The 21,780-nt window shown below is 65.4% G+C and carries 20 protein-coding genes, 1 tRNA gene and 1 pseudogene; 7 read left to right on the top strand and 15 right to left on the bottom strand.

The window, feature by feature from the left end; translation table 11 throughout:
• The 3 genes from addB to trxA form a co-directional block, all read left to right on the top strand.
• Positions 1 to 1,734: double-strand break repair protein AddB (gene addB, locus AOQ71_RS48390; RefSeq protein ID WP_245317097.1), on the top strand; the 1,734-nt coding region annotated here is incomplete at its 5' end.
• Positions 1,728 to 5,237 carry a double-strand break repair helicase AddA gene (gene addA / locus AOQ71_RS24690; RefSeq protein ID WP_057752308.1) on the top strand — a complete coding sequence of 1,170 codons (3,510 nt, stop codon included), beginning with the start codon at positions 1,728 to 1,730 and terminating at the stop codon, positions 5,235 to 5,237. The genes addB and addA, both read left to right, overlap by 7 nt.
• A gap of 69 nt (positions 5,238 to 5,306) precedes the next feature.
• Positions 5,307 to 5,627, top strand: coding sequence for a thioredoxin (gene trxA / locus AOQ71_RS24685; protein ID WP_007598398.1), 321 nt, complete (start codon positions 5,307 to 5,309; stop codon positions 5,625 to 5,627).
• Between the two features lie 146 nt (positions 5,628 to 5,773).
• On the opposite strand, the gene AOQ71_RS24680 is transcribed toward trxA, so the two are convergent.
• Both AOQ71_RS24680 and AOQ71_RS24675 read right to left on the bottom strand, forming a co-directional pair.
• Positions 5,774 to 6,241, bottom strand: a complete 468-nt coding sequence (locus AOQ71_RS24680; protein ID WP_057752305.1) for a MarR family winged helix-turn-helix transcriptional regulator — start codon at positions 6,239 to 6,241, stop codon at positions 5,774 to 5,776.
• Positions 6,238 to 6,663, bottom strand: coding sequence for an SRPBCC family protein (locus tag AOQ71_RS24675; protein ID WP_057752301.1), 426 nt, complete (start codon positions 6,661 to 6,663; stop codon positions 6,238 to 6,240). Before AOQ71_RS24675 ends, AOQ71_RS24680 begins: the two co-directional genes overlap by 4 nt.
• A gap of 178 nt (positions 6,664 to 6,841) precedes the next feature.
• On the opposite strand from AOQ71_RS24675, the gene AOQ71_RS24670 reads away from it, so the two are divergent.
• Positions 6,842 to 7,849 carry an ATP-dependent DNA ligase gene (locus tag AOQ71_RS24670; RefSeq protein WP_057752299.1) on the top strand — a complete coding sequence of 336 codons (1,008 nt, stop codon included), beginning with the start codon at positions 6,842 to 6,844 and terminating at the stop codon, positions 7,847 to 7,849.
• 93 nt (positions 7,850 to 7,942) lie between these two features.
• Here AOQ71_RS24670 and AOQ71_RS24665 read toward each other — a convergent pair whose 3' ends face one another.
• The 12 genes from AOQ71_RS24665 to aroA all read right to left on the bottom strand — a co-directional run bounded on the left by AOQ71_RS24665 (position 7,943) and on the right by aroA (position 20,089).
• Complete coding sequence (locus AOQ71_RS24665) at positions 7,943 to 8,683, bottom strand: metallophosphoesterase family protein (RefSeq protein ID WP_057752296.1); 741 nt, start codon at positions 8,681 to 8,683, stop codon at positions 7,943 to 7,945.
• A gap of 103 nt (positions 8,684 to 8,786) precedes the next feature.
• Positions 8,787 to 10,130, bottom strand: a complete 1,344-nt coding sequence (locus tag AOQ71_RS24660; RefSeq protein WP_057752293.1) for a bifunctional folylpolyglutamate synthase/dihydrofolate synthase — start codon at positions 10,128 to 10,130, stop codon at positions 8,787 to 8,789.
• On the bottom strand, positions 10,127 to 11,068 hold the full coding sequence (accD, locus tag AOQ71_RS24655) for an acetyl-CoA carboxylase, carboxyltransferase subunit beta (RefSeq protein ID WP_057752290.1): 942 nt from the start codon (positions 11,066 to 11,068) through the stop codon (positions 10,127 to 10,129). Before accD ends, AOQ71_RS24660 begins: the two co-directional genes overlap by 4 nt.
• A 110-nt stretch (positions 11,069 to 11,178) precedes the next feature.
• Entirely contained in the window at positions 11,179 to 12,015 is an 837-nt protein-coding gene (gene trpA, locus AOQ71_RS24650) for a tryptophan synthase subunit alpha (protein WP_057752288.1), read from the bottom strand.
• Positions 12,012 to 13,229, bottom strand: a complete 1,218-nt coding sequence (gene trpB / locus AOQ71_RS24645) for a tryptophan synthase subunit beta (RefSeq protein ID WP_057752285.1) — start codon at positions 13,227 to 13,229, stop codon at positions 12,012 to 12,014. Before trpB ends, trpA begins: the two co-directional genes overlap by 4 nt.
• Positions 13,226 to 13,885, bottom strand: coding sequence for a phosphoribosylanthranilate isomerase (locus tag AOQ71_RS24640; RefSeq protein ID WP_057752282.1), 660 nt, complete (start codon positions 13,883 to 13,885; stop codon positions 13,226 to 13,228). The genes trpB and AOQ71_RS24640 overlap by 4 nt, the downstream gene beginning before the upstream one ends.
• Positions 13,886 to 13,950: 65 nt before the next feature.
• A complete protein-coding gene (locus AOQ71_RS24635; protein WP_057752378.1) occupies positions 13,951 to 14,343 on the bottom strand; it encodes a lipopolysaccharide assembly protein LapA domain-containing protein in 393 nt (130 codons plus the stop codon).
• Positions 14,344 to 14,413: 70 nt separating this feature from the next.
• On the bottom strand, positions 14,414 to 14,719 hold the full coding sequence (locus AOQ71_RS24630; RefSeq protein WP_007598410.1) for an integration host factor subunit beta: 306 nt from the start codon (positions 14,717 to 14,719) through the stop codon (positions 14,414 to 14,416).
• A gap of 182 nt (positions 14,720 to 14,901) precedes the next feature.
• Positions 14,902 to 15,882 carry a signal peptide peptidase SppA gene (gene sppA, locus AOQ71_RS24625; RefSeq protein WP_057752279.1) on the bottom strand — a complete coding sequence of 327 codons (981 nt, stop codon included), beginning with the start codon at positions 15,880 to 15,882 and terminating at the stop codon, positions 14,902 to 14,904.
• A gap of 259 nt (positions 15,883 to 16,141) precedes the next feature.
• On the bottom strand, positions 16,142 to 17,848 hold the full coding sequence (gene rpsA, locus AOQ71_RS24620; RefSeq protein ID WP_057752276.1) for a 30S ribosomal protein S1: 1,707 nt from the start codon (positions 17,846 to 17,848) through the stop codon (positions 16,142 to 16,144).
• A gap of 268 nt (positions 17,849 to 18,116) precedes the next feature.
• A complete protein-coding gene (cmk, locus tag AOQ71_RS24615; RefSeq protein WP_057752273.1) occupies positions 18,117 to 18,755 on the bottom strand; it encodes a (d)CMP kinase in 639 nt (212 codons plus the stop codon).
• Positions 18,752 to 20,089 carry a 3-phosphoshikimate 1-carboxyvinyltransferase gene (aroA, locus tag AOQ71_RS24610; protein WP_057752375.1) on the bottom strand — a complete coding sequence of 446 codons (1,338 nt, stop codon included), beginning with the start codon at positions 20,087 to 20,089 and terminating at the stop codon, positions 18,752 to 18,754. The genes cmk and aroA overlap by 4 nt, the downstream gene beginning before the upstream one ends.
• A gap of 159 nt (positions 20,090 to 20,248) precedes the next feature.
• Between aroA and AOQ71_RS24605 the strand changes: the two genes are divergently transcribed.
• From AOQ71_RS24605 to AOQ71_RS43830, 3 genes and pseudogenes are all read left to right on the top strand, one after another.
• On the top strand, positions 20,249 to 20,659 hold the full coding sequence (locus AOQ71_RS24605) for a TIGR02300 family protein (protein WP_057752270.1): 411 nt from the start codon (positions 20,249 to 20,251) through the stop codon (positions 20,657 to 20,659).
• 91 nt (positions 20,660 to 20,750) lie between these two features.
• Positions 20,751 to 20,826: transfer RNA gene (locus tag AOQ71_RS24600), tRNA-Ala, on the top strand.
• A 195-nt stretch (positions 20,827 to 21,021) separates the two neighbouring features.
• Positions 21,022 to 21,259 (top strand): annotated as a pseudogene (locus tag AOQ71_RS43830) (GIY-YIG nuclease family protein).
• A gap of 18 nt (positions 21,260 to 21,277) precedes the next feature.
• Here AOQ71_RS43830 and AOQ71_RS24595 read toward each other — a convergent pair.
• On the bottom strand, positions 21,278 to 21,736 hold the full coding sequence (locus AOQ71_RS24595; RefSeq protein ID WP_057752267.1) for a MarR family winged helix-turn-helix transcriptional regulator: 459 nt from the start codon (positions 21,734 to 21,736) through the stop codon (positions 21,278 to 21,280).
• Between the last annotated feature and the right edge of the window lie 44 nt (positions 21,737 to 21,780).

Raw genomic sequence — 21,780 nt, 5'->3', positions numbered from 1 at the left:
CCGCCGGCGGGCACGGGTGGCCTGCTGCGCGAGTTCAACCGCTTTCGCGAGGAGCTGGCAAAGCTCTGGCGCCATGACGTCTCCGCGCTGCACGCGGCCGAGCCGCGCGCGCGTCTCAAGGCGGAAGATCTCGATCGCATCCAGGCGCTGATCGACACGCTCCGACAAGCGTTGGCGCCGATCGAGAGCCTCGCATCATCAAAACCGTTCGACTTCGCCGAGCTGGCGCATCGCCATCGCGAGATCCTGATCGAGCTGTCGCGCGACGAGCAAGGCGTTCCGCTCGCGTTCGAGGAGCGCGAGGGCCTTGCGCTCGCCAGTGCATTCGACGATCTCCTGCGCGGCGGCACCACCAGCGGATTGATGGTGACGCTGCCTGATTATGCCGATGTGTTCCAGACCGCGTTCAGCGATCGCGCGGTGCGACGGCGCGACAAGCCCGGCGCGCGCCTGCAGATCTACGGCCCGCTGGAATCGCGCCTGATGCAGGCCGACCGCATCATCATCGGCGGCTTGATCGAAGGCGTCTGGCCGCCGGCGCCGCGGATCGATCCCTGGCTGAGCCGGCCGATGCGGCACGAGCTCGGTCTCGATCTGCCGGAGCGGCGTATCGGCCTCTCCGCTCACGATTTCGCGCAGCTGCTCGGCGGCGACGAAGTAATCCTCACCCATTCCGCCAAGGCGGGCGGCGCACCGGCGGTGGCTTCGCGCTTCCTGCACCGGCTGGAGGCGGTCGCGGGCGACGAGCTCTGGAAGGCGGCGGTTCGCGCCGGCGAAAAATACGTGCAGTTCGCTGGCGCGCTGGACCAGCCCGCCGAGGTCAGGCCGGTCAAGCAGCCCGAGCCTCGGCCGCCGCGCGCGACGCGGCCGCTGAAGATGTCGGTCACCGCGATCGAGGACTGGCTGCGCGATCCCTACACGATCTACGCCAAATACATCCTGAAGCTCGACACGCTCGATCCCGTCGACATGCCGCTGTCGGCAGCCGACCGCGGCTCGGCCATTCACGATGCCATCGGCGAGTTCACCGAAACCTACGCCAGGCATCTGCCCGACGATCCCGCCCGCGTGTTGCGCGCGATCGGCGAGAAGCATTTCGCCCTGCTGATGGAGCGGCCCGAGGCGCGCGCGCTGTGGTGGCCGCGCTTCCAGCGCATCGCGCAATGGTTCGGCGAATGGGAGACGGCGCGGCGCGATGCGATCGAGGCGATCGCGGCCGAGACCCGCGGCGAGATCTCGATCCGGCTCGATCATCAGCGCAGCTTCATTCTCTCCGCCCGCGCCGACCGCATCGAGCGGCGCCGGGGCGGTGGCTACGCCATCCTCGATTACAAGACCGGTCAGCCACCGACCGGCAAGCAGGTCCGCATGGGCCTGTCGCCGCAGCTGACCCTGGAAGCCGCCATCCTGCGCGAGGGCGGTTTCCCCGACATCGACGCCGGCGCATCGGTGAGCCAGCTCGTCTATGTCCGCCTCAGCGGCAACAACCCGCCGGGCGAGGAACGCATCCTCGAGCTCAAATACAAGCCTGGCGACGAGCCGCAGCCGCCGGACACCGCGGCCGCGGAAGCGCGCGCCAAGCTGGAAGCGCTGATCCGCGCCTTCGACGACGAGAGCCAGCCTTACACCTCGCTGAACCTGCCGATGTGGACCAACCGCTACGGCGCCTATGACGATCTCGCCCGGATCAAGGAATGGTCAGCGGCCGGCGGCCTGGGGATCGAGGAATGGTGAAGCTTCCGCGCCCGATTCCCGACGAGGTGCGCGCACGGCAGGCGCGTGCGTCGGACCCGACCGCGTCAGCTTTCGTGTCGGCCAATGCCGGCTCGGGCAAGACGCATGTGCTGGTGCAGCGCGTGATCCGCCTTTTGCTGTCGGGCGTGCCGCCGGAAAAGATCCTCTGCATCACCTTCACCAAGGCCGCCGCCGCCAATATGGCCGAGCGCGTGTTCACCACGCTGGGACATTGGGTGACGCTCGACGATGCCGGGCTCGACGCTGCGATCCGCGCCATCGGCATCCCGCATCCCAGCGCAAGGCTGCGGCGCGAGGCACGAAAGCTGTTCGCCTGCGCGCTGGAGACGCCGGGCGGATTGAAGGTGCAGACCATCCACGCGCTCTGCACCCGCCTGCTCCAGCAATTTCCGTTCGAGGCCAACGTGCCGGCGCGATTCGCCGTGATGGATGACCGCGACCAGAACGACATGATGGAGCGCGCCAATCTGAAGGTGCTCCTGGAGGCCGCGCGCGATCCTGACAGCGTCACCGGCCGCGCGCTGCTGACGGCGATGGCGAGCGCCGCCGACGTCACCTTCAAGGAGGTCGTCCGCGAGGCGTGCCTGAGCCGCGACCATTTCATGGCCTGGACCGATGGGGCCGGCAACGCGGAAGCCGCCGCTGCGCAGATGACGGCCGTATTGGGCGTGGATGCGAGCGATCGCATCGAGGATGTCGAGAATGAAATTCTCGACGGACCATACCTGCCGCGCTCCCGCTGGGACGACATTGCGTTTGCGCTGGAGGACGGCAGCAAATCGGACAACGACCAGGCAAGCCGGCTGCGCGAGGCCAAGGCGTTTTCAGGCGCGTCGCAGGTCGACGCCTATCTCTGCGTCTTCCTCACCGACGAAAAGCTGCCGCGCAAGGCGGTGCTGACCAAGAAGTTCGGCGAGCTCAATCCGTCCGTCGCGCGCCTGTTCGAGAATGAAGCAGTCCGCCTGAACGGATTGATCGAGAAGCGCCGCGCGGTCGCCATGCGCGACCGCACCGCGGCTCTGCTGCATATCGCGACCGCAGCCGCCGCGAACTACCGCCGCGAGAAGCAGGAACGTGGCCTGCTCGACTATGACGACCTCATCGACAAGACGCTGGCGATGCTCGACCGCATCTCCTCGGGCTGGGTGCACTACAAGCTCGACCGCGGCGTCGATCATGTGCTGATCGACGAGGCGCAGGATACCAGCCCGCGGCAATGGGATATCGTCGCGCACATCATCTCGGAATTCACGGCCGGCGAAGGCGCGCGCGAGGGGTTGAACCGCACGGTCTTCGCGGTCGGCGACGAGAAGCAGTCGATCTTCTCGTTCCAGGGCGCAGCCCCGCACGAGTTCGATGCGCGCCGGCGCGAGTTGCACCGCAAATTCACCGCGACCGGGCTGAAATTCGATCCGGTGGCTTTCACCTATTCGTTCCGCTCGGGCGCGGCGATCCTGCATTCGGTCGACCACGTCTTCCGCGATCCCCAGATCTACAAGAGCATCCATTCGGTCGAGATCGGCCATCCCCTGCACAATGCGCTCGCCGATGCCGGCCCGAGCGTGATCGAACTCTGGGATCTGGCCGAAGCCGACGACCGGCAGGAGATCGAGGGATGGCGCGCGCCGTTCGATGGCGTCGCCGTGACCAGTCCCGAGGTCAAGCTCGCCCGGCGCATCCAGGCCGAGATCAAGCGGCTGGTCGAGAGCGGCACGCTGACGGGCCATGAAGGCGAGCGACGCCCCTTGCGCTATGGCGACATGCTGATCCTGGTGCGACGGCGCGGCAATGCGTTCGACGCGGTGATCCAGGCGCTGAAGCACGCCGGCGTCCCCGTCGCCGGCGCCGACCGGCTCAAGCTGACCGAGCACATCGCCATCATCGATCTGATGAACCTTGCGGACGCGCTGCTGCTGCCGCAGGCCGACCTTGCGCTGGCGGTGGCGCTCAAGAGCCCGCTGTTCGGTCTCGAGGACGACGATCTGTTTCAGCTCGCCCATGACCGCAAGGGATCGCTGCGCCGCGCCCTCGGCGAGCATGCGGCTGGAAACGGGAAATTTGCGACCGTGTTGCGGCGCCTGGCAGCCTGCGGGATCCGGGCCCGCGAGGAAACGCCGTTTGCCTTCTATGCCTGGCTGCTCGGCGGCGACGGCGGCCGCGCGCGGATCCTGCGCCGGCTCGGTCACGAAGCCAATGACGCGCTCGACGAGTTTCTGGAGCTGGCGCTGAATTACGAGCGCAAGGCACCTGCCTCGCTGCAGGGTTTCATGGCCTGGCTGCGCTCGGCCGACACCGAAGTGAAGCGCGACATGGAGATCACCCGCGACGAAGTCCGGGTGATGACGGTGCACGGCGCCAAGGGCCTCGAGGCCTCGGTCGTGTTCATGGTCGACACCACGTCGTCACCCGCGGACTCGCAGCGGGTGCGGCTCATCAACGTGCCGCGCGGCAATGGCGGCGAGGTCGTGGTCTGGGCTGGGCGCAAGGCGGACGATCCAAAACCTGTCGCCGAGGCGCGCAAGGCGATGCTGGAGGAGACCGAGGACGAATATCGCCGCCTGCTCTACGTCGCGATGACGCGCGCCGCCGACCGCCTGATCGTCGGCGGCTGCATGCCCGGCAATATGAGGACCGTCCGCAAGCTGAGCTGGTACGATCTGGTCGACACCGGTCTGTCAGGCTCGGGCCTGGACAAGCAGACGATCGAGACGCCGCTCGGCAAGGTGACCCGCTTCGCCCGCCCCGAGGATGTGGCGGCGCTGGGCACGCCGGCGAACTCAGTCGATCAGACGATCGCGCTGCCGGACTGGCTGCGGACGCCGGCACCGCGCGAGATGATCGAGGACGATCCATTGCGCCCCTCCGGCCAGCAGGCCGAGGACGGCCGCCGCGTGCGATCAGGCGAATCCGTGCAATCGCGCGCTCTGGCATTGCAGCGCGGCACGCTGGTGCACCGGCTGCTGCAATCCCTGCCCGATATCGCCACCGAGCGCCGGCGCGAGGCCGCGCTCGCTTTCATGGCCCGCAACGCCGCTGATTGGACCGAGGCCGATCGCGTCGCGCTGGCCGACAAGGTGCTCGCCTTGATCGCCGAGCCGCGCTTTGCGCCGGTCTTTGCCGCCGGCAGCCGGGCGGAGGTGGCCATCGTCGGCAAGCTCGATCGGCCGGGCCGGCCGCCGGCGCTGGTATCGGGGCAGATCGACCGCCTGGTGGTGACGCCATCAGAGGTTTTGATCGTCGATTTCAAGACCAACCAGACGGCGCCCAGCAGCGCGGCCGAGGCGCCCGCCGCCTATGTCAGGCAGCTCGCGCTCTACCGGGCGATGCTTTCCAGGCTTTATCCCCGGAAGCCCGTCCGCGCCGTGCTGCTCTGGACCGAGGCCCTTGAATATATGGAGATTTCGGCCCCCGCGCTGGACGCGGCGCTGGCATCCCTTCATCTCGGCGTGAGCGTCCTTGACCCGGCAAGGGGCCGTTCATAGGTTGGGACCATGATCTCCGGCGCGATTCCAGGTCGCGCCGATTCTCTTTCAACCGAGTGAGGTACTCCAATGGCCGTTGGCAAGGTTTCTGACACCGATTTCGAAGCCGAAGTGCTCAAGGCGAACGGCCCCGTCGTCGTCGATTTCTGGGCCGAGTGGTGCGGCCCCTGCCGCATGATCGCCCCCGCCCTCGACGAGATCGCCGGCGCGATGGGCGACAAGGTCAAGATCGTGAAGCTCAATGTCGACGAGAGCCCGAAGACCGCGTCGAAATATGGCGTGATGTCGATCCCGACCCTGATGATCTTCAAGGGCGGCGAGATGGCCTCCCGTCAGGTCGGCGCCGCGCCGAAGGCGAAGCTGCAGCAGTGGATCACCTCCGCGGTCTGATCCACGTCGCGAGCACGAGCGAATTTTACAACGGCCGGCGAAACGCCGGCCGTTTTGTTTTGCTGGTAGCCCCGGATGGAGCGAAAGCGTAATCCGGGGTCGTGCCCCACGCGAACCTTCCCGGATTGCGCTGCGCTCCATCCGGGCTACTCATCAACGCGCTCGTTGCCCTCGACGAGCGACTGAAACATCGCAACCAGCCGCTTGGTGTCGGACGCGAGCGGCTTGAAGAACGCGGCGTCGGCGTCCTCGACGGCCACGACGGCTTTCCGCGCGAGATCGCGGCCCGCCTTGGTGACGGTGATCGCCTTGGCGCGCGGGTCCTGAGGATGATCGATCCGCTCGATCAACCCGGCCGCTTCCAGCGCGCGCAACACCTGCGACGTGGTCATCGGATCGATGCCACTGAGCTGAGAGAGCCGCGCCTGGGTCAGCGTTTCCTCGGCGCCAAACCAGGTTGCCGTCGCCAGCAGCACGAATTGGGAATGCGTGAGCCCGTAAGGCTGAAGCGCCACCCGCAACCGGCGTTGCCACGCGTTCGAGATCTTCCAGAGCAGGAAGCCCGGGCTTTCGGCGGGGCCGGACAGACGGGTCGGAAGCGGCGGCTTGGTCATCGTGTCGCTTCAGCCAGCTTGGCAAGGCTCGCCAGCACCTCCGGGAAATCGGCGGAAACAGCCGGGCCGATTTCGGCAGCATGCGGCCCGCGGGCGTCGACCGCGTAAACGATACGCGTCCGTCCGGGTCCAAGCGATTCGATGCGATGGGCGACAAGGATGGCGAGGTCGCCGACCCGCGTTTCATCGACGAAGCAGACGTTCTCGCGCACATCGACCAGTTGCGAGCGCAGCGCCTCCTCGCCGGGCGGCTTCATGGTGAACCAGGTGCCTGATGCAAACGGCCCATCGATGGCGATCTGCTCGATGCCCGCGTTCCAGTTTTTCCAGGCGGCGACATCGCGAAAGATGCTCCAGATCGCCTCCGGAGAGGCCGTGGTCTCGATGGCGTATTCCGTCTGCCAGGTGTTTTCGTCGCTCACGATGCGGCCTCTCTTTTAATATGCGCGCTTATAGTAAGCGCACATATTATCTTGTCAAGGCAGCTGGCAGGAGCAAATTTACGGGCCCGGCGTTGAAGCGCATGTCCTGAATCAAAGAGCGTTCGCCGTGCCCTCTCCTCGCCGCGCAACCCGCCGAAAGCCCGCCCGGCTGGCCGCCATGGAGGCGCGTTCGGTCGATGCCATCCCGCGCGGCGGGGAGTGGCAGTACGAGCCGAAATGGGATGGCTTCCGCTGCCTGCTATCGCGCGACGGCAGCACCGTTGACCTGCGCTCGAAATCCGGCGAGGACCTCGCGCGCTATTTTCCCGAGATCGTCGCCGCCGCGCTGAAGCTGAAGGCGGATCGGTTCACGCTCGATGGCGAGATCGTCGTTCCGCAGGGCAAAGGTTTTTCCTTCGACGCGCTGCTGCAGCGGATTCATCCTGCCGCAAGCCGGGTGAAGAAACTGTCGGAGGAAACACCGGCGCTGTATCTCGTGTTCGACCTGCTGGCGACGGCGAACAGGAGGGAGCTTGCCGATGCGCCGCTCACCGAGCGCCGGCCGGCGCTGGAGGCGTTTGCGAGGGCCAACCTGAAAGGCGGTCTCTTCCGCCTCTCTCCTTTCACGATGAGCTACTCGACGGCCAAGAAATGGCTGGCGCAATCCGGCGGCGGTTCGGACGGCGTGATCGCCAAGCGCATCGACCTGCCCTACCAGGCCGGAAATCGCGACGGCATGCAGAAGATCAAGAAGTTTCGTAGCGCCGATTGCGTGGTCGGAGGCTTCCGCTATGCGACCAATAAGATCGCGGGCCGGAAGGTCGTGGGCTCGCTACTGCTCGGGCTCTACGACGACAAGGGCCTGCTGCACCATGTCGGCTTCACGTCAGCGATCAAGGCTGATGAGAAGCCTGCCCTGACCGACCGGCTGGAAGCGCTGATCGGCGAGCCCGGCTTCACCGGCAACGCACCTGGCGGGCCAAGCCGATGGTCGACCGAGCGCTCGGCCAAATGGTGCCCGCTCAAGCCGAAGCTGGTGATCGAGATCTGCTACGACCATTTCAGCGGCGAGCGCTTTCGCCACGGCACCTCGATCCTGCGCTGGCGCCCCGACAAGGCGCCCCGGCAGTGTACCTTCGAGCAGTTGAAGCAGAAGGCGGCCGATCCGATGAAGCTGCTGGAGTGAGTTTGATCGTAGCCCGGATGGCGTAGTCCGGGATCTGTGCCACAAACGATGACGGCCCCGGATTGCGCTGCGCTCCATCCGGGCTACGGGCGTCTACGTGATCCACCCCGTCGCCAGCGCGTTCGCCAGCTCGGGCTGATTGTTGCGGCGGGCGAGCGCGGCCATCGCTTCATGGTCGTAGGCGATCTGGCGGAACGTCACCTGCCAGGCGCCATCAATGAGTTCGAGAATTGCATAGCGCGCGTGCGGCGTGCCGGCTTCGACGACATGCGGGAACGGGTGCTTGTCGCGATAGCCGGGGCTGCCGACGCTGCCGGGGTTGACGATCAGCCTGGTATCGCGAAGCCGCACGGCGCGGGCGAGATGGGTGTGGGCGCAGAGGATCAGCGATTGCGGGATGCCTTGCGCGAACTGCTCGATGCGATCGAGCGGCGACGGCGCGACGGTGCCCTCAGGGTGCACGGTGTCGAGCCAATAGATCTCATCGTTCTCGGGCGTTGCGTGGCAGAGGAAAACCTGGTCCCGAAACACGCGCGTCATCGGTTGCGCGCGCAGCCAGTCGAGCTGGGCGGCATTGAGCTGCGCATGCGCAGGACGATCCCACGAGCCCATCTTCTCCGGGGGCCGGTCGAGCAGATAGCGGTCGTGGTTGCCGACCACGTGCACGGCATCGATCGCCATCAGGATCTCGATGGTCCTGACAGCATCGAGCGGCCCGCTCAGCATGTCGCCGAGATTGACGATGTCGGTGATCCCAAGCGCGCGAATGTCTGAGAGCACCGCCTCCAGCGCGAGATAATTTCCGTGGACGTCGGCAATCGCGGCAAAACGCATTGTGGGTCACCGTAGCCCGGATGAAGCGCAGCGCAATCCGGGACTCTAACTGCTTGGCGAAATGTCCCGGATTGCGCTTCGCTCGATCCGGGCTACGTGGCTCTCATGCAGGAGGCGTGCCGTTGAGGCCGAGCACGTGGCCGGCGAGATAGAGCGAGCCCGTGATCAGGATGCGCGGCGGTACCTCGTAGGCGAGCTTCGTCAGGGAACGCAGGGCGGCCTCGACGCCGGGGGCGGTCTCGACGCGCATGCCGAGGCTGCGGACGGCGTCCGCAAGATGGTCGACCGGCATCGCATGCTCGGTATCAGGGATCGGCACCGCGATGATATGACGGGTGAGCCCTGCGAAATTGGCCAGAAACGCCTTCGCGTCCTTGTTCGCCATCATGCCCGCGATGACGACGAGCGGCCGCGACACGCGTTCTTCGAGATCGCCGAGCGCGGCGGCGGCGACGCGGCCGCCGTCGGCATTGTGGCCGCCGTCGAGCCAGATCTCGCCGCCTTGCGGCCCGAGAGCCAGCAACTCGCCCGAGGTGAGCCGCTGCATTCGCGCCGGCCACTCGGCAGCGACGATGCCGGCCTCGAATGCCGCCTGGTTGACCTTGAAGGTCGAAATCGCGCGCAGTGTCGCGATGGCAAGGCCGGCATTGTCGAACTGATGACGGCCGAACAAGCGCGGCGCGGCGAGATCCATCAGGCCACGCTCGTCGGAATAGACCAGGCGCCCATGCTCGACATTGACGTGCCAGCTTTCGTTCGCGGCAAACAGCGGCGCGCGCATCTGCCTGGCCTGCGCCTCGATCACAGCCATCGCCTCGCCCGTCTGCTCGGCGCAAACCACCGGCACGCCGCGTTTGATGATGGCGGCCTTCTCGGCGGCGATCGACGCCAGGGTCGACCCTAGGAAATCCATGTGGTCCATGCTGACAGGCGTGATCACGCAGGCAGCGGGCGTATCGACCACGTTGGTCGAATCGAGCCGGCCGCCCAGGCCGACTTCGAGCAGCACCGCATCGGCAGGATTTTGCGCGAACAGCAGGAATGCCGCCGCGGTCTTCAGCTCGAAGACTGTCGCGGGCTCGCCGGCATTGACGCGCTCGACCTGTTCCAGCGCAGCAAGCAATTCGTCGTCGGTGACGAGCACGCCACCGCCGAGGCGGCCAAGGCGGAAACATTCGTTGATGCGGACGAGATAGGGCGAGGTGTAGGCGTGGACGCGCAGGCTGGCTGCCTCCAGCGTCGCGCGCAGGTAGGCCACCGTCGAGCCTTTGCCGTTGGTGCCGGCGACATGGATCACCGGCGGCAGCTTGCGTTCGGGATGATCGAGCCGCTCGAGCAGACGGTGCATCCGCTCGAGCCCGAGATCGATGCGCTTCTGGTGCAGGGCCGACAGCCGCCCGATCAATGCATCGAGCGACGCTTTTGTGCTGTCGGGGGACGCGTTCACGCGTGGGGCGCAGCCGGCGCCGTCTCAGCAGCCGATACGATCTGCGCCGGGCTAGCGACGGGCTGCGTCGGCTTGGACACGTTCTCCTGCGCGGGCGCCTTGGTCAGCAGGCGGCACAGCCGCGCCAGGGTCGGACGCAGCTCATGGCGATGCACGACCATGTCGACCATGCCGTGCTCTTTCAGATATTCGGCGCGCTGGAAACCCTCCGGCAGCTTTTCGCGAATGGTCTGCTCGATCACGCGCGCGCCGGCAAAGCCGATCAGCGCACCGGGCTCGGCGATCTGGACGTCGCCGAGCATCGCGTAGGACGCAGTGACGCCGCCGGTGGTCGGATTGGTCAGCACCACGATGTAGGGCAGCTTGGCTTCGCGCAGCATCTGCACCGCGACGGTGGTGCGCGGCATCTGCATCAGCGACAAGATGCCCTCCTGCATGCGCGCGCCGCCGGATGCGGCGAAGACGATGAAGGGCGACTTCTTCTCGACCGCAAGCTCGAGCCCGCGGACGATGGCTTCGCCCGCGGCCATGCCCAGCGAGCCGCCCATGAAATCGAAATCCTGCACGGCGACGACGACGCCGGCGCCTTCGAGCTTGCCGTAGCCGACCTTGATCGCATCGTTCAGATTGGTGCGCGCCCGCGCATCCTTGATGCGGTCGACATACTTCTTCTCGTCGCGGAACTTGAGCGGATCGGCCGTCACCTCGGGCAGGGCGACGTCGAACCAGGTCTCGTTGTCGAAGATCGACTTCAGCCGCGCCACCGCGCCCATGCGCATGTGATAGTTCGAGCCGGGGATGACGAACTGGTTGGCCTCGACGTCCTTGTAGAACACGAGCTGTCCGGAATCCGGGCACTTGATCCAGAGATTCTCCGGCGTCTCCCGCCGCAGCATGTTGCGGATCTTCGGCCGGACCACATTGGTAAGCCAGTTCATGGTTTGCTCCGATGTGCGATCCCGCTGGGAATCGCCTGAAAGGATATATGGCGGCCGGGCCGTTGCCCGGCAAGCCGCCGTGTCATCCACCGCAAAAGCGGAATTATGGCCTATTCGGCCGCTTGTTTGGCGCCCTTGACGCCCCGGGCCAGGGCCGCGGTCAGCTCGGCCACGGCGTCAACGGTTTTGGCGGTCGCCCGCCCTTCCGCATCGAGGCTGTTCCTGAGCGCGTCGACCAAGGCGGTGCCGACCACCGAACCATCGGCCTTCTCGGCGATGGCGCGCGCCGCCTCCGGCGTCCGGATGCCAAAACCGACGCAGATCGGCAGCTTAGTATGCCGCTTGATGCGCGCGACGGCGTCTCCGACGACATTCGCATCCGCCGCCGCTGCACCGGTGATGCCGGCGATCGAGACGTAATAGACAAAGCCTGACGTGTTCGCGAGCACCGCGGGCAGGCGCTTGTCGTCGGTAGTCGGGGTCGCCAGGCGAATGAAGTTGAGGCCCGCCTTCAGCGCGGGAATGCAGAGCTCGTCGTCTTCCTCCGGCGGCAGATCGACGATGATGAGGCCGTCGACGCCTGCAGCCTTGGCATCAGCCAGGAACTTGTCGACGCCGTAAATGTAGATCGGATTGTAATAGCCCATCAGCACCAGCGGCGTGGCATTGTCATCCTTGCGGAAGTCGCGCACCAGCTCCAGCGTCTTCTTCAAGGTCATGCCGACCTTGAGCGCGCGCAGACCTGCCGCCTGGATCGAGGGCCCATCCGCCATCGGATCGGTGAAGGGAATGCCGAGCTCGATGATTTCGGCGCCGGCCTTGGGCAGCGCCTTGACGATCTCGAGCGACGTCGCCGGATCAGGATCGCCGGCCATCACATAGGTGACAAAGGCCGAGCGGCCCTGCTTCTTCAGCTCGGCAAAACGGGTGTCGATACGCGTGGTCACTTGCTCTTGCCCTTCAGGATGTCGCCGACCTGCGGGACGTCCTTGTCGCCGCGGCCGGAGAGATTGACGACCATCAGGTGGTCTTTCGGCCGCTGCGGCGCGAGCTCCATCACCTTGGCGATGGCGTGGGCGGGCTCGAGCGCGGGGATGATGCCTTCGAGCCTGGAGAGCAGCTGGAACGCGGCAAGCGCTTCGTCATCGGTCGCGGAGAGATAATTGACGCGGCCGACCTCGTGCAGCCAGGAATGCTCGGGGCCGATGCCAGGATAGTCGAGGCCGGCCGAGATCGAATGCGCGTCCTGGATCTGGCCGTCGGCATCCATCAGGAGATAAGTGCGGTTGCCGTGGAGCACGCCGGGGCGGCCGCCCGCGATCGAGGCCGCATGCAGCTGCGTGAGGCCGTGGCCTGCGGCTTCGACGCCGAAGATCTCGACGCTGGGATCGTCGAGGAACGGATGGAACAGGCCCATCGCATTGGAGCCGCCGCCGATGCAGGCGACCAGCGAATCCGGCAGGCGTCCCTCGACCTCCTGCATCTGCGTCTTGGTCTCGACACCGATGATCGACTGGAAGTCGCGCACCAGCGTCGGATAGGGATGCGGGCCCGCCACCGTGCCGATGCAATAGAAGGTGTTGTGCACGTTGGTGACCCAATCGCGCAGGGCCTCGTTCATGGCGTCCTTCAGCGTGCGCGTGCCCGACTGCACCGGGAACACCTTTGCGCCCAGCATCTCCATGCGGATCACGTTGGGCTGCTGCCGTTCGACGTCGACGGCGCCCATATAGACGACGCATTCGAGGCCGAAGCGCGCGCACAGCGTCGCGGTGGCGACACCGTGCTGTCCGGCACCGGTCTCGGCGATGATGCGCTTCTTGCCCATGCGCCGCGCCAGCATGATCTGGCCGAGCACGTTGTTCACCTTGTGCGAGCCGGTGTGGTTGAGCTCTTCGCGCTTGAGGTAAATCTTGGCGCCGCCGAGATGTTCGGTGAGACGCTCGGCAAAATACAACGGCGAGGGCCGGCCGACATAGTTCTTGAGATAGCCGTTCATCTCGGCCTGGAAGGCCGGATCGGCCTTGGCCGCGGTGTAGGCCTTCTCCAGATCGAGGATCAGCGGCATCAGGGTTTCGGCGACGAAGCGTCCGCCGAAAATGCCGAAATGGCCGCGCTCGTCGGGCCCGCTGCGATAGGAATTTGGTTTGGCGATGGTCATCGAACGCTCAACTCTTGAGTGGCGCGCGCGGCGCGAATGAAGGCCTCGATCATTTCAGGATCTTTCACGCCGGGAGCGCTCTCGACGCCGGAGGACACGTCGACGCCGCCGGCGCCGGTGACGCGCAGGGCTTCGACAACATTGCCGGCGTGAAGCCCGCCCGAGACCATATAGGGCAGCTTGAGATCGAGATTTTCGAGCAGGTGCCAGTCGAACGGCTCCCCCAGGCCGCCAGGCCTTGTGGCGTCCTTCGGCGCACGGGCGTCGAACAGGATGCGGTCGGCGACCGCGGCGTAACCTGGCAGCACCGCGAGATCGGCCGCGGCCGCGACCGGCACCGCCTTCATCACCGGGCGGCCGAACCTCTGCTTGATGTCACGCAACCGCGCCACGCTCTCCTGGCCGTGGAGCTGGAAGATGTCAGGCGACAGCGCGTCCATGATGTTGTCGAGCGTGGCATCGTCGGCATCGACCGTGAGCGCCACTTTCAGCGCGCGCTTTTTCACCTGCCGGCCGAGATCGCGTCCCGTCTCCAACGAGACGTGCCGCGGCGAGGGCGGAAAGAACACGAACCCCACCATGTCGGCGCCCGCGTCGAGCGCCGTTTGAAGCGTCTCGCGCGTGGACAGGCCGCAGATCTTGACGAGCAGGGACATGGCCTCAAAGCAGTTGGAGGCCGCAAGCGGCGGCCGGGAAACGGGCTTTTCAGTTCGGGCCGCTTCTACAACGTCGCGCGCTGCTTGTCTCGCCCGATAGGCCCGTAAAGGCCCACTCCTGAGGGCACCGGGAGGCGCTGGGCCTCGGGCTTGGCCGCTGCCGCCTGAGCCCGCAGCCCGGCCAATTCGCCCCGCGCGGCCCGGGCATCCGCCTCATGCCGGCGTGCGGCGCGGCGCCAGTGCCGCTGGCCGAACCAGACCGCGCAGCCGCCGACCACGACGCCCAAGGCAGCCGTCAGGATCAGCAGCAGGAACAACGGAATGTCGCGCGACAGCGCCGGATCCTTCGCCATGAAGGGATCGAAGGAGACGGTGACCTCATGCCGGTTGGCGGCCGCAAAGGTCACCAGGATCAGGACCAGCGGAGTCACGAACAGCCAGGTCAGAAACTTTCGCATCGCGTGTCGCTCGCCTTGAATCACCTGCCGCCGCATCAAACGGCGGTTCGGCCAAACCCGGACGACAGACCTAATCGGGCGCGCCTGGATCGGGATGGTCGCGGTTAAGCCGCTCGCGCATTTCCTTGCCGGTCTTGAAGAACGGAACGCTCTTCTGATCGACGGGGACATGCGCGCCGGTGCGCGGATTGCGACCGGCGCGGGCGGGGCGATGCTTGACCGAGAAAGCGCCGAAGCCGCGCAGCTCGACGCGGTCACCGCGCGCGAGTGCCGCTACGATCTCTTCGAGAATCGCATTCACAATGTTCTCGACATCCCGCTGGTACAGATGCGGGTTGTGCTCGGCGATACGCTGAACAAGTTCGGATTTGATCATCGAGAGATAGGACCCGGAAGCGTGCGGATGACCATTTCCGTGAAAATGCCTTGATCTGTCAAGACGCTAAATGAAGGGTAGGCGTCGTGAAAGTGCGTGACATTTGCCGAAAAAGCGGGCTGCAAAGCCACCCGCCGGACGGGAAAAGGGTCTGGAGCTCGCGCGGTTCCGTCAGTTTCAGCTCAATTCGACGCGGCCGGCTGCCACAGCGCCAGCATTCCATCCAGCCCGGCACGATCAACCGCCTGCACGACGCCGGTTTGCTCGATTTGATGCGCAATCGCGCTGAATCCAAGCGCTTCCAGGGTCACTGAGGCCGCCGTCTTGAAGAGGGTCAGGTCGCCAAAGCGCGGCTCGAGCTTGTAATCGCGCACGGAAAGACCCTTCTTGACGCCTTTCTGTTCCTCCAGCCAGGTGACCGCGGTCTTCTCGTCGCCGAGCTGATCAATCAGCTTGAGATCGATGGCCTGGCGGCCGGTGAAGACACGGCCATCGACGACTTTTTCGAGCTGCGTGTCATCCATGCCACGGCGCTGCTTCACCAGATCCTTGAACCAGGCATAGGAATCCTTCACCAGCGCATCCAGTGCGGCGCGCGCTTCCGGGCTGGTCGGCTCAAAGCCGTTGGGCGCGGCCTTGAGCGGCGTGGATTTTACCTCCTCGACCTTGACGCCGATGGTCTTCAGGAGCTCGGCGACGTTGGGGAACTGGAACAGCACCCCAATCGAGCCGACCAGCGAGCTCTGCTGGGCGATGATGTGGTCGCTCGCGATCGCGGTGATGTAGCCGCCGGAGGCCGCAAGGCCCTCGACCACCACGACCAGCGGCTTCTTCGCCTTCAGGCGCATCAAGGAATCATAGAGCTGCTCGGAGCCGGCGGTGGTGCCGCCGGGCGAGTTGACGTGAACGATCACGGCGGCGGCCTGCGAATTCTCCAGCCGCTCCAGCGCCCGCGTGCGCTCGGCATCGCTGCGGATCAGGCCCTCGATCTGCACACGCGCGATGGAGCCGGCGGAGACGAAGCTGCCGCGCGCACCGGGCGTTGCGATCAGCGCAAAGCCCGCGATCGCGGCGATCGCGATCAGCGCGGCCACCACGCGCCAGAACGTCAGCTTGCGGCGGATCTTGCGGCGATCGACGATGATGTCCGAATCGAGCGACATCGAGATATCTCCAAATGAAAGGCCGCTGGCATTGTACGGTCACATTGTGACCCTCAGCTCGCCTGGATACATCAATTGCGGCGCAATTTGAAGAAAACAAGGCTGTGGCTGCGTAGCCCGGATGCAGCGCAGCGTAATCCGGGTTCTGCCGCACGGAAGACTGTCCCGGATTTCGCTGTGCTCCATCCGGGCTACGGGCACCAACAAAAAAGCCCCGGCCAGAGCCGGGGCTTCGATGTCAGCGAAACCAGCGTTTCGCTTACTTGCTGTCGCGGTTCTTGAGCGCGGTGCCCAGGATGTCGCCGAGCGTCGCACCCGAATCCGACGAGCCGTACTGCGCGATGGCTTCCTTCTCTTCGGCGACCTCGAGCGCCTTGATCGACACCTGGACCTTGCGGGCCTTCTTGTCGAACTGGATCACGCGGGCATCGACCTTCTCGCCGACCGCGAAGCGTTCGGCGCGCTGGTCGTTGCGGTCACGCGCGAGCTCCGAGCGCTTGATGAAGGTCGAGAAGTCGGTCCCGGCGATCTTCACCTCGATACCGCTCTCCTTCACTTCGAGCACTTCGCAGGTCACGACCGCGCCCTTCTTGACATCGCCCGGCTCGGCGAAGGGGTCGCCTTCGAGCTGCTTGATGCCGAGCGAGATGCGCTCCTTCTCGACGTCCACATCGAGCACCACGGCCTTCACCATGTCGCCCTTCTTGTAGTTGTCGATCACCTGCTCGCCCGGAAGCTTCCAGTCGAGGTCGGAGAGGTGGACCATGCCGTCGACGTCGCCCTCGAGGCCCAGGAACAGACCGAACTCGGTCTTGTTCTTGACCTCGCCCTCGACCACCGAACCGGTCGGGTGACCTTCGACGAAGACCTCCCACGGGTTGCGCATGGTCTGCTTGAGGCCGAGCGAGATACGGCGCTTGACGGAATCCACTTCCAGCACCTGCACGTCGACTTCCTGCGAGGTCGACACGATCTTGCCCGGGTGCATGTTCTTCTTGGTCCACGACATCTCGGAGACGTGGATCAGGCCTTCGATGCCCGGCTCGAGCTCGACGAACGCACCGTAGTCGGTGATGTTGGTGACGCGGCCGGTGAAGCGGGCACCCAGCGGGTACTTGGCTTCGATGCCCTGCCACGGATCGTCCAGCAGCTGCTTCATGCCCAGCGAGATGCGGTGCGTCTCGTGGTTGATCTTGATGATCTTGACCTTCACGGTCTGGCCGATCGAGAGCACCTCGGTCGGGTGGTTGACGCGGCGCCACGCGATGTCGGTGACGTGCAGCAGGCCGTCGATGCCGCCGAGATCAACGAACGCACCGTAATCGGTGATGTTCTTGACTACGCCGTCGATGACCTGACCCTCTTCGAGGTTCTGCACCAGCTCCTGACGCTGCTCGGCGCGGGTCTCTTCGAGCACCGTGCGGCGGGAGACGACGATGTTGCCGCGGCGGCGGTCCATCTTGAGGATCTGGAACGGCTGCGCGTTGTTCATCAGCGGCGCAACGTCGCGGATCGGACGGATGTCGACCTGCGAACGCGGCAGGAAGGCAACGGCACCGTCGAGGTCGACGGTGAAGCCGCCCTTGACCTGGTTGAAGATGACGCCCGTGACCTTCTCGTTGTTCTGGAACGCCTTCTCCAGCTTGCCCCAGCTCTCTTCGCGGCGCGCCTTGTCGCGCGACAGCACGGCCTCGCCGAGGGCGTTCTCGATGCGATCGAGGAACACTTCCACCTCGTCGCCAACCTTGATTTCGCTGTCACGGCCGGGGCCGGAAAATTCGCGCAGCGCAACGCGGCCTTCGGTCTTCAGGCCGACGTCGATGACGGCCATGTCCTTTTCAATTGCAACCACCTTGCCCTTGACGACCGAGCTCTCCTGCAGGTTGCCACCCGCGAAGGACTCGTCGAGCATCGCGGCGAAATCGTCACGCGACGGGCTATAGGTATCAGCGGAAGTCGAAGCCATTTGTTCTCCAGTTGCGGATGTCTTGCCGGCCGTTGGGTTCATGGGCGTATCGCGCGCGCAGTGTCGGAAGGCCCGCAAGACCTTCGAGCGACCGCTCGCTGCTCCGGCCTGAAACCGAAACAGCGGAAGCGGGCCGGCAGAGGCCCGCGCGTTCGATACGTGGAAATCGTTGTGTCCGGAGCCTGGATCGCGTCGATCCCCAAACAGGGACCGAGAGTATCGACCTCAAAGAGCGGGAGCGGGCACTTCCTCCAATGACGGCTGCGGCTTAACCCCGCGACCGGCCCGCTCGGACAGCCTCGATAATGTCGATGGCGGCCCGGACGCCGCCTTCTATATCCAGTTGGGAGTTATCTAGCAAGTAAGCATCCGGGGCCGGTTTTAAAGGCGCAATCGGCCGGTTCTTGTCCCGTTCGTCGCGCCGGATGATGTCGGCGAGCACGGCCGCCTCGTCCGCGTCCTCGCCCCGCGCCCTGGCCTCCATGGTGCGCCGGCGAGCGCGGACCCTGGGGTCGGCCACGACGAAGATTTTCACGTCGGCATGGGGGCAGATCACGGTTCCAATGTCCCTTCCGTCCAGCACCGCCCCGGGCGGGTCGGCGGCGAATTGCCGCTGGAAATTGACCAGGACCTCACGGACTTTGGGGATCGCCGAGACGATCGAGGCGCCCTCACCGGCCTCCTGGGTCTTCAGGGCGGGATTGCCGAACTTTTCGGGATCGAGTTCCAAAGCGGCCTGCACCGCCGCGGCCTCGTCGTGGAGATCGGTGCCGGACTGCATCAGGGCATAGGCCACCGCGCGGTAGATCACGCCGGTATCGAGGTGACGATAGCCATAATGATGGGCGAGGCGCTTGCCGAGCGTGCCTTTGCCCGAGGCCGCGGGACCATCGATGGCGATAATCATGAAAACTCGGCCCCAAGGGAACGCATCATCGGAATGAAGTCAGGGAAACTCGTGGCGATGAAGGCGGTGTCGTCGACGATCACCGGCTGGTCGGAGGCGCAGCCCATCACCAGCGCAGACATCGCGATGCGGTGATCCATATGGGTGGCGACAGTCCCGCCGCCGGGCACATGGCCGCGCCCCTCGACGATCAGGTCGTCGCCGGAGACCTCGACCTTGACGCCGTTGACGCGGAGCATCGCGGCGGTGGCCTCGAGCCGGTCGGATTCCTTGACGCGCAGCTCCTGCAGGCCCCGCATGATGGTGGTGCCTTCGGCAAACGACGCCGCCACGGCCAGCACCAGATACTCGTCGATCATCGAGGGCGCGCGCCCCGGCGGCACCTCGACGCCGCGCAGCTTTGAGGCGCGCACGCGCAGGCGTGCCATCGGCTCGCCGGCATCACCGCGCATTTCGCTTTCCTCGATCGACGCGCCCATTTCACGCAGCGTCGTGAACAGGCCGGTGCGCAGCGGATTGGTCATCACGTCGGACAGAACGATGTCGGAGCCTTCGACGATCAGTGCCGCGACGACAGGAAAAGCTGCAGACGAGGGATCGGCGGGCACGATGACGGTCGCGCCATGCAGCTCGGGCTGGCCGACCAGCGTGATGCGGCGGCCGTGAGCTCCCTCGGCGACCGAGGTGATGTCGGCGCCGAAATGCTTCAGCATCAGCTCGGTGTGGTCGCGGCTGGCCTCGCTCTCGATCACGGTGGTGGTGCCCGGCGCGGCGAGTCCGGCCAGCAGCACCGCCGACTTGATCTGAGCGGAGGCGACCGGGGTCTTGTAGGTGATCGGCAGCGGATCGCGCGCGCCCTGGATGGTCAAGGGCAGGCGGCCGCCCTCGCCGCCAGAGACGACCTTGGCGCCCATCTTTTCGAGCGGATCGAGGATCCGGCGCATCGGGCGGCTGCGCAGCGAGGCATCGCCGTCGAAGTCAGCCGAGATCGGGCAGCCGGCAACGGCGCCCATGACCAGCCGGCAACCGGTGCCGGAGTTGCCGAAATCCAGCGCCGCCTTGGGCTGGGCAAAGCCGCCGACACCCACGCCATTCACTTTCCAGGCGAAGTCGCCGGTGCGCTCGACCTTCGCGCCGAGGGCCTGCATGGACTTGGCGGTGTTGAGGACGTCCTCGCCCTCGAGCAGGCCCGTAATGCGGGTCTCTCCAACTGCCAGCGCGCCCAGGATGAGGGCACGGTGGGAGATCGACTTGTCTCCGGGTACCCGTACTTTTCCGGTCAGGGGACCGCTTGGGCTCGACTTCAGGGGTGTCGGCTTGTCGGAATGGGTCAAGATTGTGTCCTTGGCTGCGCCTCGGAGGCTGGCGGGCACCTACCACATGGCCCCCCCGCCGTCACGAGCATGTCTTTCTCCCGTAATGCGCTATTGACAGCGGGCCGCCAACTAGCCAAGTGAAACACCGCTTTTCAGACATCCCAGGATTCCTCTGCCGTGGCCAAGTCCGAACTCGGAACCAAACGTATTTGCCCGACCACGGGCAAGAAGTTCTATGACCTCAACAAGAATCCGGTGATCTCGCCCTATACCGGCGAGGTTGTGCCGATCGCGCCTGTGGCGCCCGCCCGCGGCACCCGCGGGGCCGAGGCCCGCCACGCTGCAGCTGCGGACACCGCGCCGGAGCCGGCCGAGAACGAAGAGTTGGTCTCGCTCGAGGAGGCCGATGCCGAGGAGAACACCGGCAAGGTCAAGGCCGTCGTGCCCGAATCCGAGGACGATATCGAGGTCGACGAGACCCTCGACGACGACGATGACGATGATTCGACCTTCATTGCCGACGAAGAAGAGGGCGATGAGGACGTGACCGACATCATTGGTGATGTCGGGGGCGATGAAGAGACTTGAGATCAGTCCTGATCTGTGAAAAAGGGTGCACCGCGCGAGTCGGAAGGCTCGCCGGTCGGGAGTGATCCCCCAGGATCATCCCAAGGGTTAAGGGGCCATAGCTCAGCTGGGAGAGCGCTTGCATGGCATGCAAGAGGTCGGCGGTTCGATCCCGCCTGGCTCCACCAGCCTTCGCTCGCTTCGCGAGCTTCGGCTGGGCAAGCCTGAGGAAGTCCCTCGTAGCGAAGCGAGCGAAGGCTGTCCCGCCATAGCCCGAAGGGCGACGGCGGACTGGGGCTGATATCCACGCTGTCTGCCCTATCGCCAACAACATCCTAAACGTGTCTCAGATCTGCTATCCTACCCTGTGGGGAGGAAGCAGATTGAAATACGTCTATATCCTCGAAAAGTCTCGATTCCGAGCACTTCTATGTCGGCATCACGGATGATCTGCGGGCGCGCCTGGCAAAACACAATGCCGGCGAGGTGCCGCACACGTCAAAATACGGCCCTTGGCGAATTCGCACGTATTTCGCTTTCGACGACGCTGCACGAGCTGCCGCATTCGAGCGATATCTGAAATCTGGCTCTGGTCGCGCGTTCGCCAAGAAGCATTTCTGACCGTGCGCGTTCGCGGGCCTACTCCCCAATCACCGCATTCAACCGATCCCTCAGCGCGACAATCTCGTCTTTCATCGCGACCAGCTCCGACACCGTGCAATCCGACGCCGCGAGGATCGATTGCGGCACGCTGCGCGCTTTCTCCTTCAGCGCATGGCCCTGCGGGGTCAGGGCGATCAGGACCTGGCGCTCGTCCTCGCTCGAGCGCGTGCGCTTGACGAGGTGCGCGGCCTCGAGCCGCTTCAGGAGCGGCGTCAGCGTGCCTGAATCCAGAAACAGCTTTTCGCCGATATCCTTCACCGGCACGTCATCGCGCTCCCACAGCACCAGCATGACAAGATATTGCGGATAGGTCAGGCCGAGCCGGTCCAGCAGCGGCTTGTAGACGCGGTTGAAGGCGTGCGCGGCCGAATAGACCGCGAAGCAGATCTGGTTGTCGAGGCGTTGCGGATCGAGGGTCGCTGATTTCCGGGCCATAGAGAATCTCTTGAGACTGGCCCGCATTGTGGGACCGGGCGGGC

The organism is Bradyrhizobium manausense, from assembly GCF_001440035.1.
Taxonomy (GTDB): domain Bacteria; phylum Pseudomonadota; class Alphaproteobacteria; order Rhizobiales; family Xanthobacteraceae; genus Bradyrhizobium; species Bradyrhizobium manausense.
The sequence above is the reverse complement of the archived record's forward strand: the minus strand, read 5'-3'. Positions and strand labels throughout refer to the sequence as shown.

What these genes read in the sequence shown, in the direction of transcription:
- addA (WP_057752308.1), top strand. Translation starts at nt 1,728, where the DNA reads ATGGTGAAGCTTCCGCGCCCGATTCCCGACGAGGTGCGCGCACGGCAG.
- trxA (WP_007598398.1), top strand. Translation starts at nt 5,307, where the DNA reads ATGGCCGTTGGCAAGGTTTCTGACACCGATTTCGAAGCCGAAGTGCTC.
- AOQ71_RS24680 (WP_057752305.1), bottom strand. Translation starts at nt 6,241, where the DNA reads ATGACCAAGCCGCCGCTTCCGACCCGTCTGTCCGGCCCCGCCGAAAGC.
- AOQ71_RS24670 (WP_057752299.1), top strand. Translation starts at nt 6,842, where the DNA reads ATGGAGGCGCGTTCGGTCGATGCCATCCCGCGCGGCGGGGAGTGGCAG.
- AOQ71_RS24665 (WP_057752296.1), bottom strand. Translation starts at nt 8,683, where the DNA reads ATGCGTTTTGCCGCGATTGCCGACGTCCACGGAAATTATCTCGCGCTG.
- accD (WP_057752290.1), bottom strand. Translation starts at nt 11,068, where the DNA reads ATGAACTGGCTTACCAATGTGGTCCGGCCGAAGATCCGCAACATGCTG.
- trpB (WP_057752285.1), bottom strand. Translation starts at nt 13,229, where the DNA reads ATGACCATCGCCAAACCAAATTCCTATCGCAGCGGGCCCGACGAGCGC.
- AOQ71_RS24640 (WP_057752282.1), bottom strand. Translation starts at nt 13,885, where the DNA reads ATGTCCCTGCTCGTCAAGATCTGCGGCCTGTCCACGCGCGAGACGCTT.
- AOQ71_RS24635 (WP_057752378.1), bottom strand. Translation starts at nt 14,343, where the DNA reads ATGCGAAAGTTTCTGACCTGGCTGTTCGTGACTCCGCTGGTCCTGATC.
- AOQ71_RS24630 (WP_007598410.1), bottom strand. Translation starts at nt 14,719, where the DNA reads ATGATCAAATCCGAACTTGTTCAGCGTATCGCCGAGCACAACCCGCAT.
- sppA (WP_057752279.1), bottom strand. Translation starts at nt 15,882, where the DNA reads ATGTCGCTCGATTCGGACATCATCGTCGATCGCCGCAAGATCCGCCGC.
- rpsA (WP_057752276.1), bottom strand. Translation starts at nt 17,848, where the DNA reads ATGGCTTCGACTTCCGCTGATACCTATAGCCCGTCGCGTGACGATTTC.
- cmk (WP_057752273.1), bottom strand. Translation starts at nt 18,755, where the DNA reads ATGATTATCGCCATCGATGGTCCCGCGGCCTCGGGCAAAGGCACGCTC.
- AOQ71_RS24595 (WP_057752267.1), bottom strand. Translation starts at nt 21,736, where the DNA reads ATGGCCCGGAAATCAGCGACCCTCGATCCGCAACGCCTCGACAACCAG.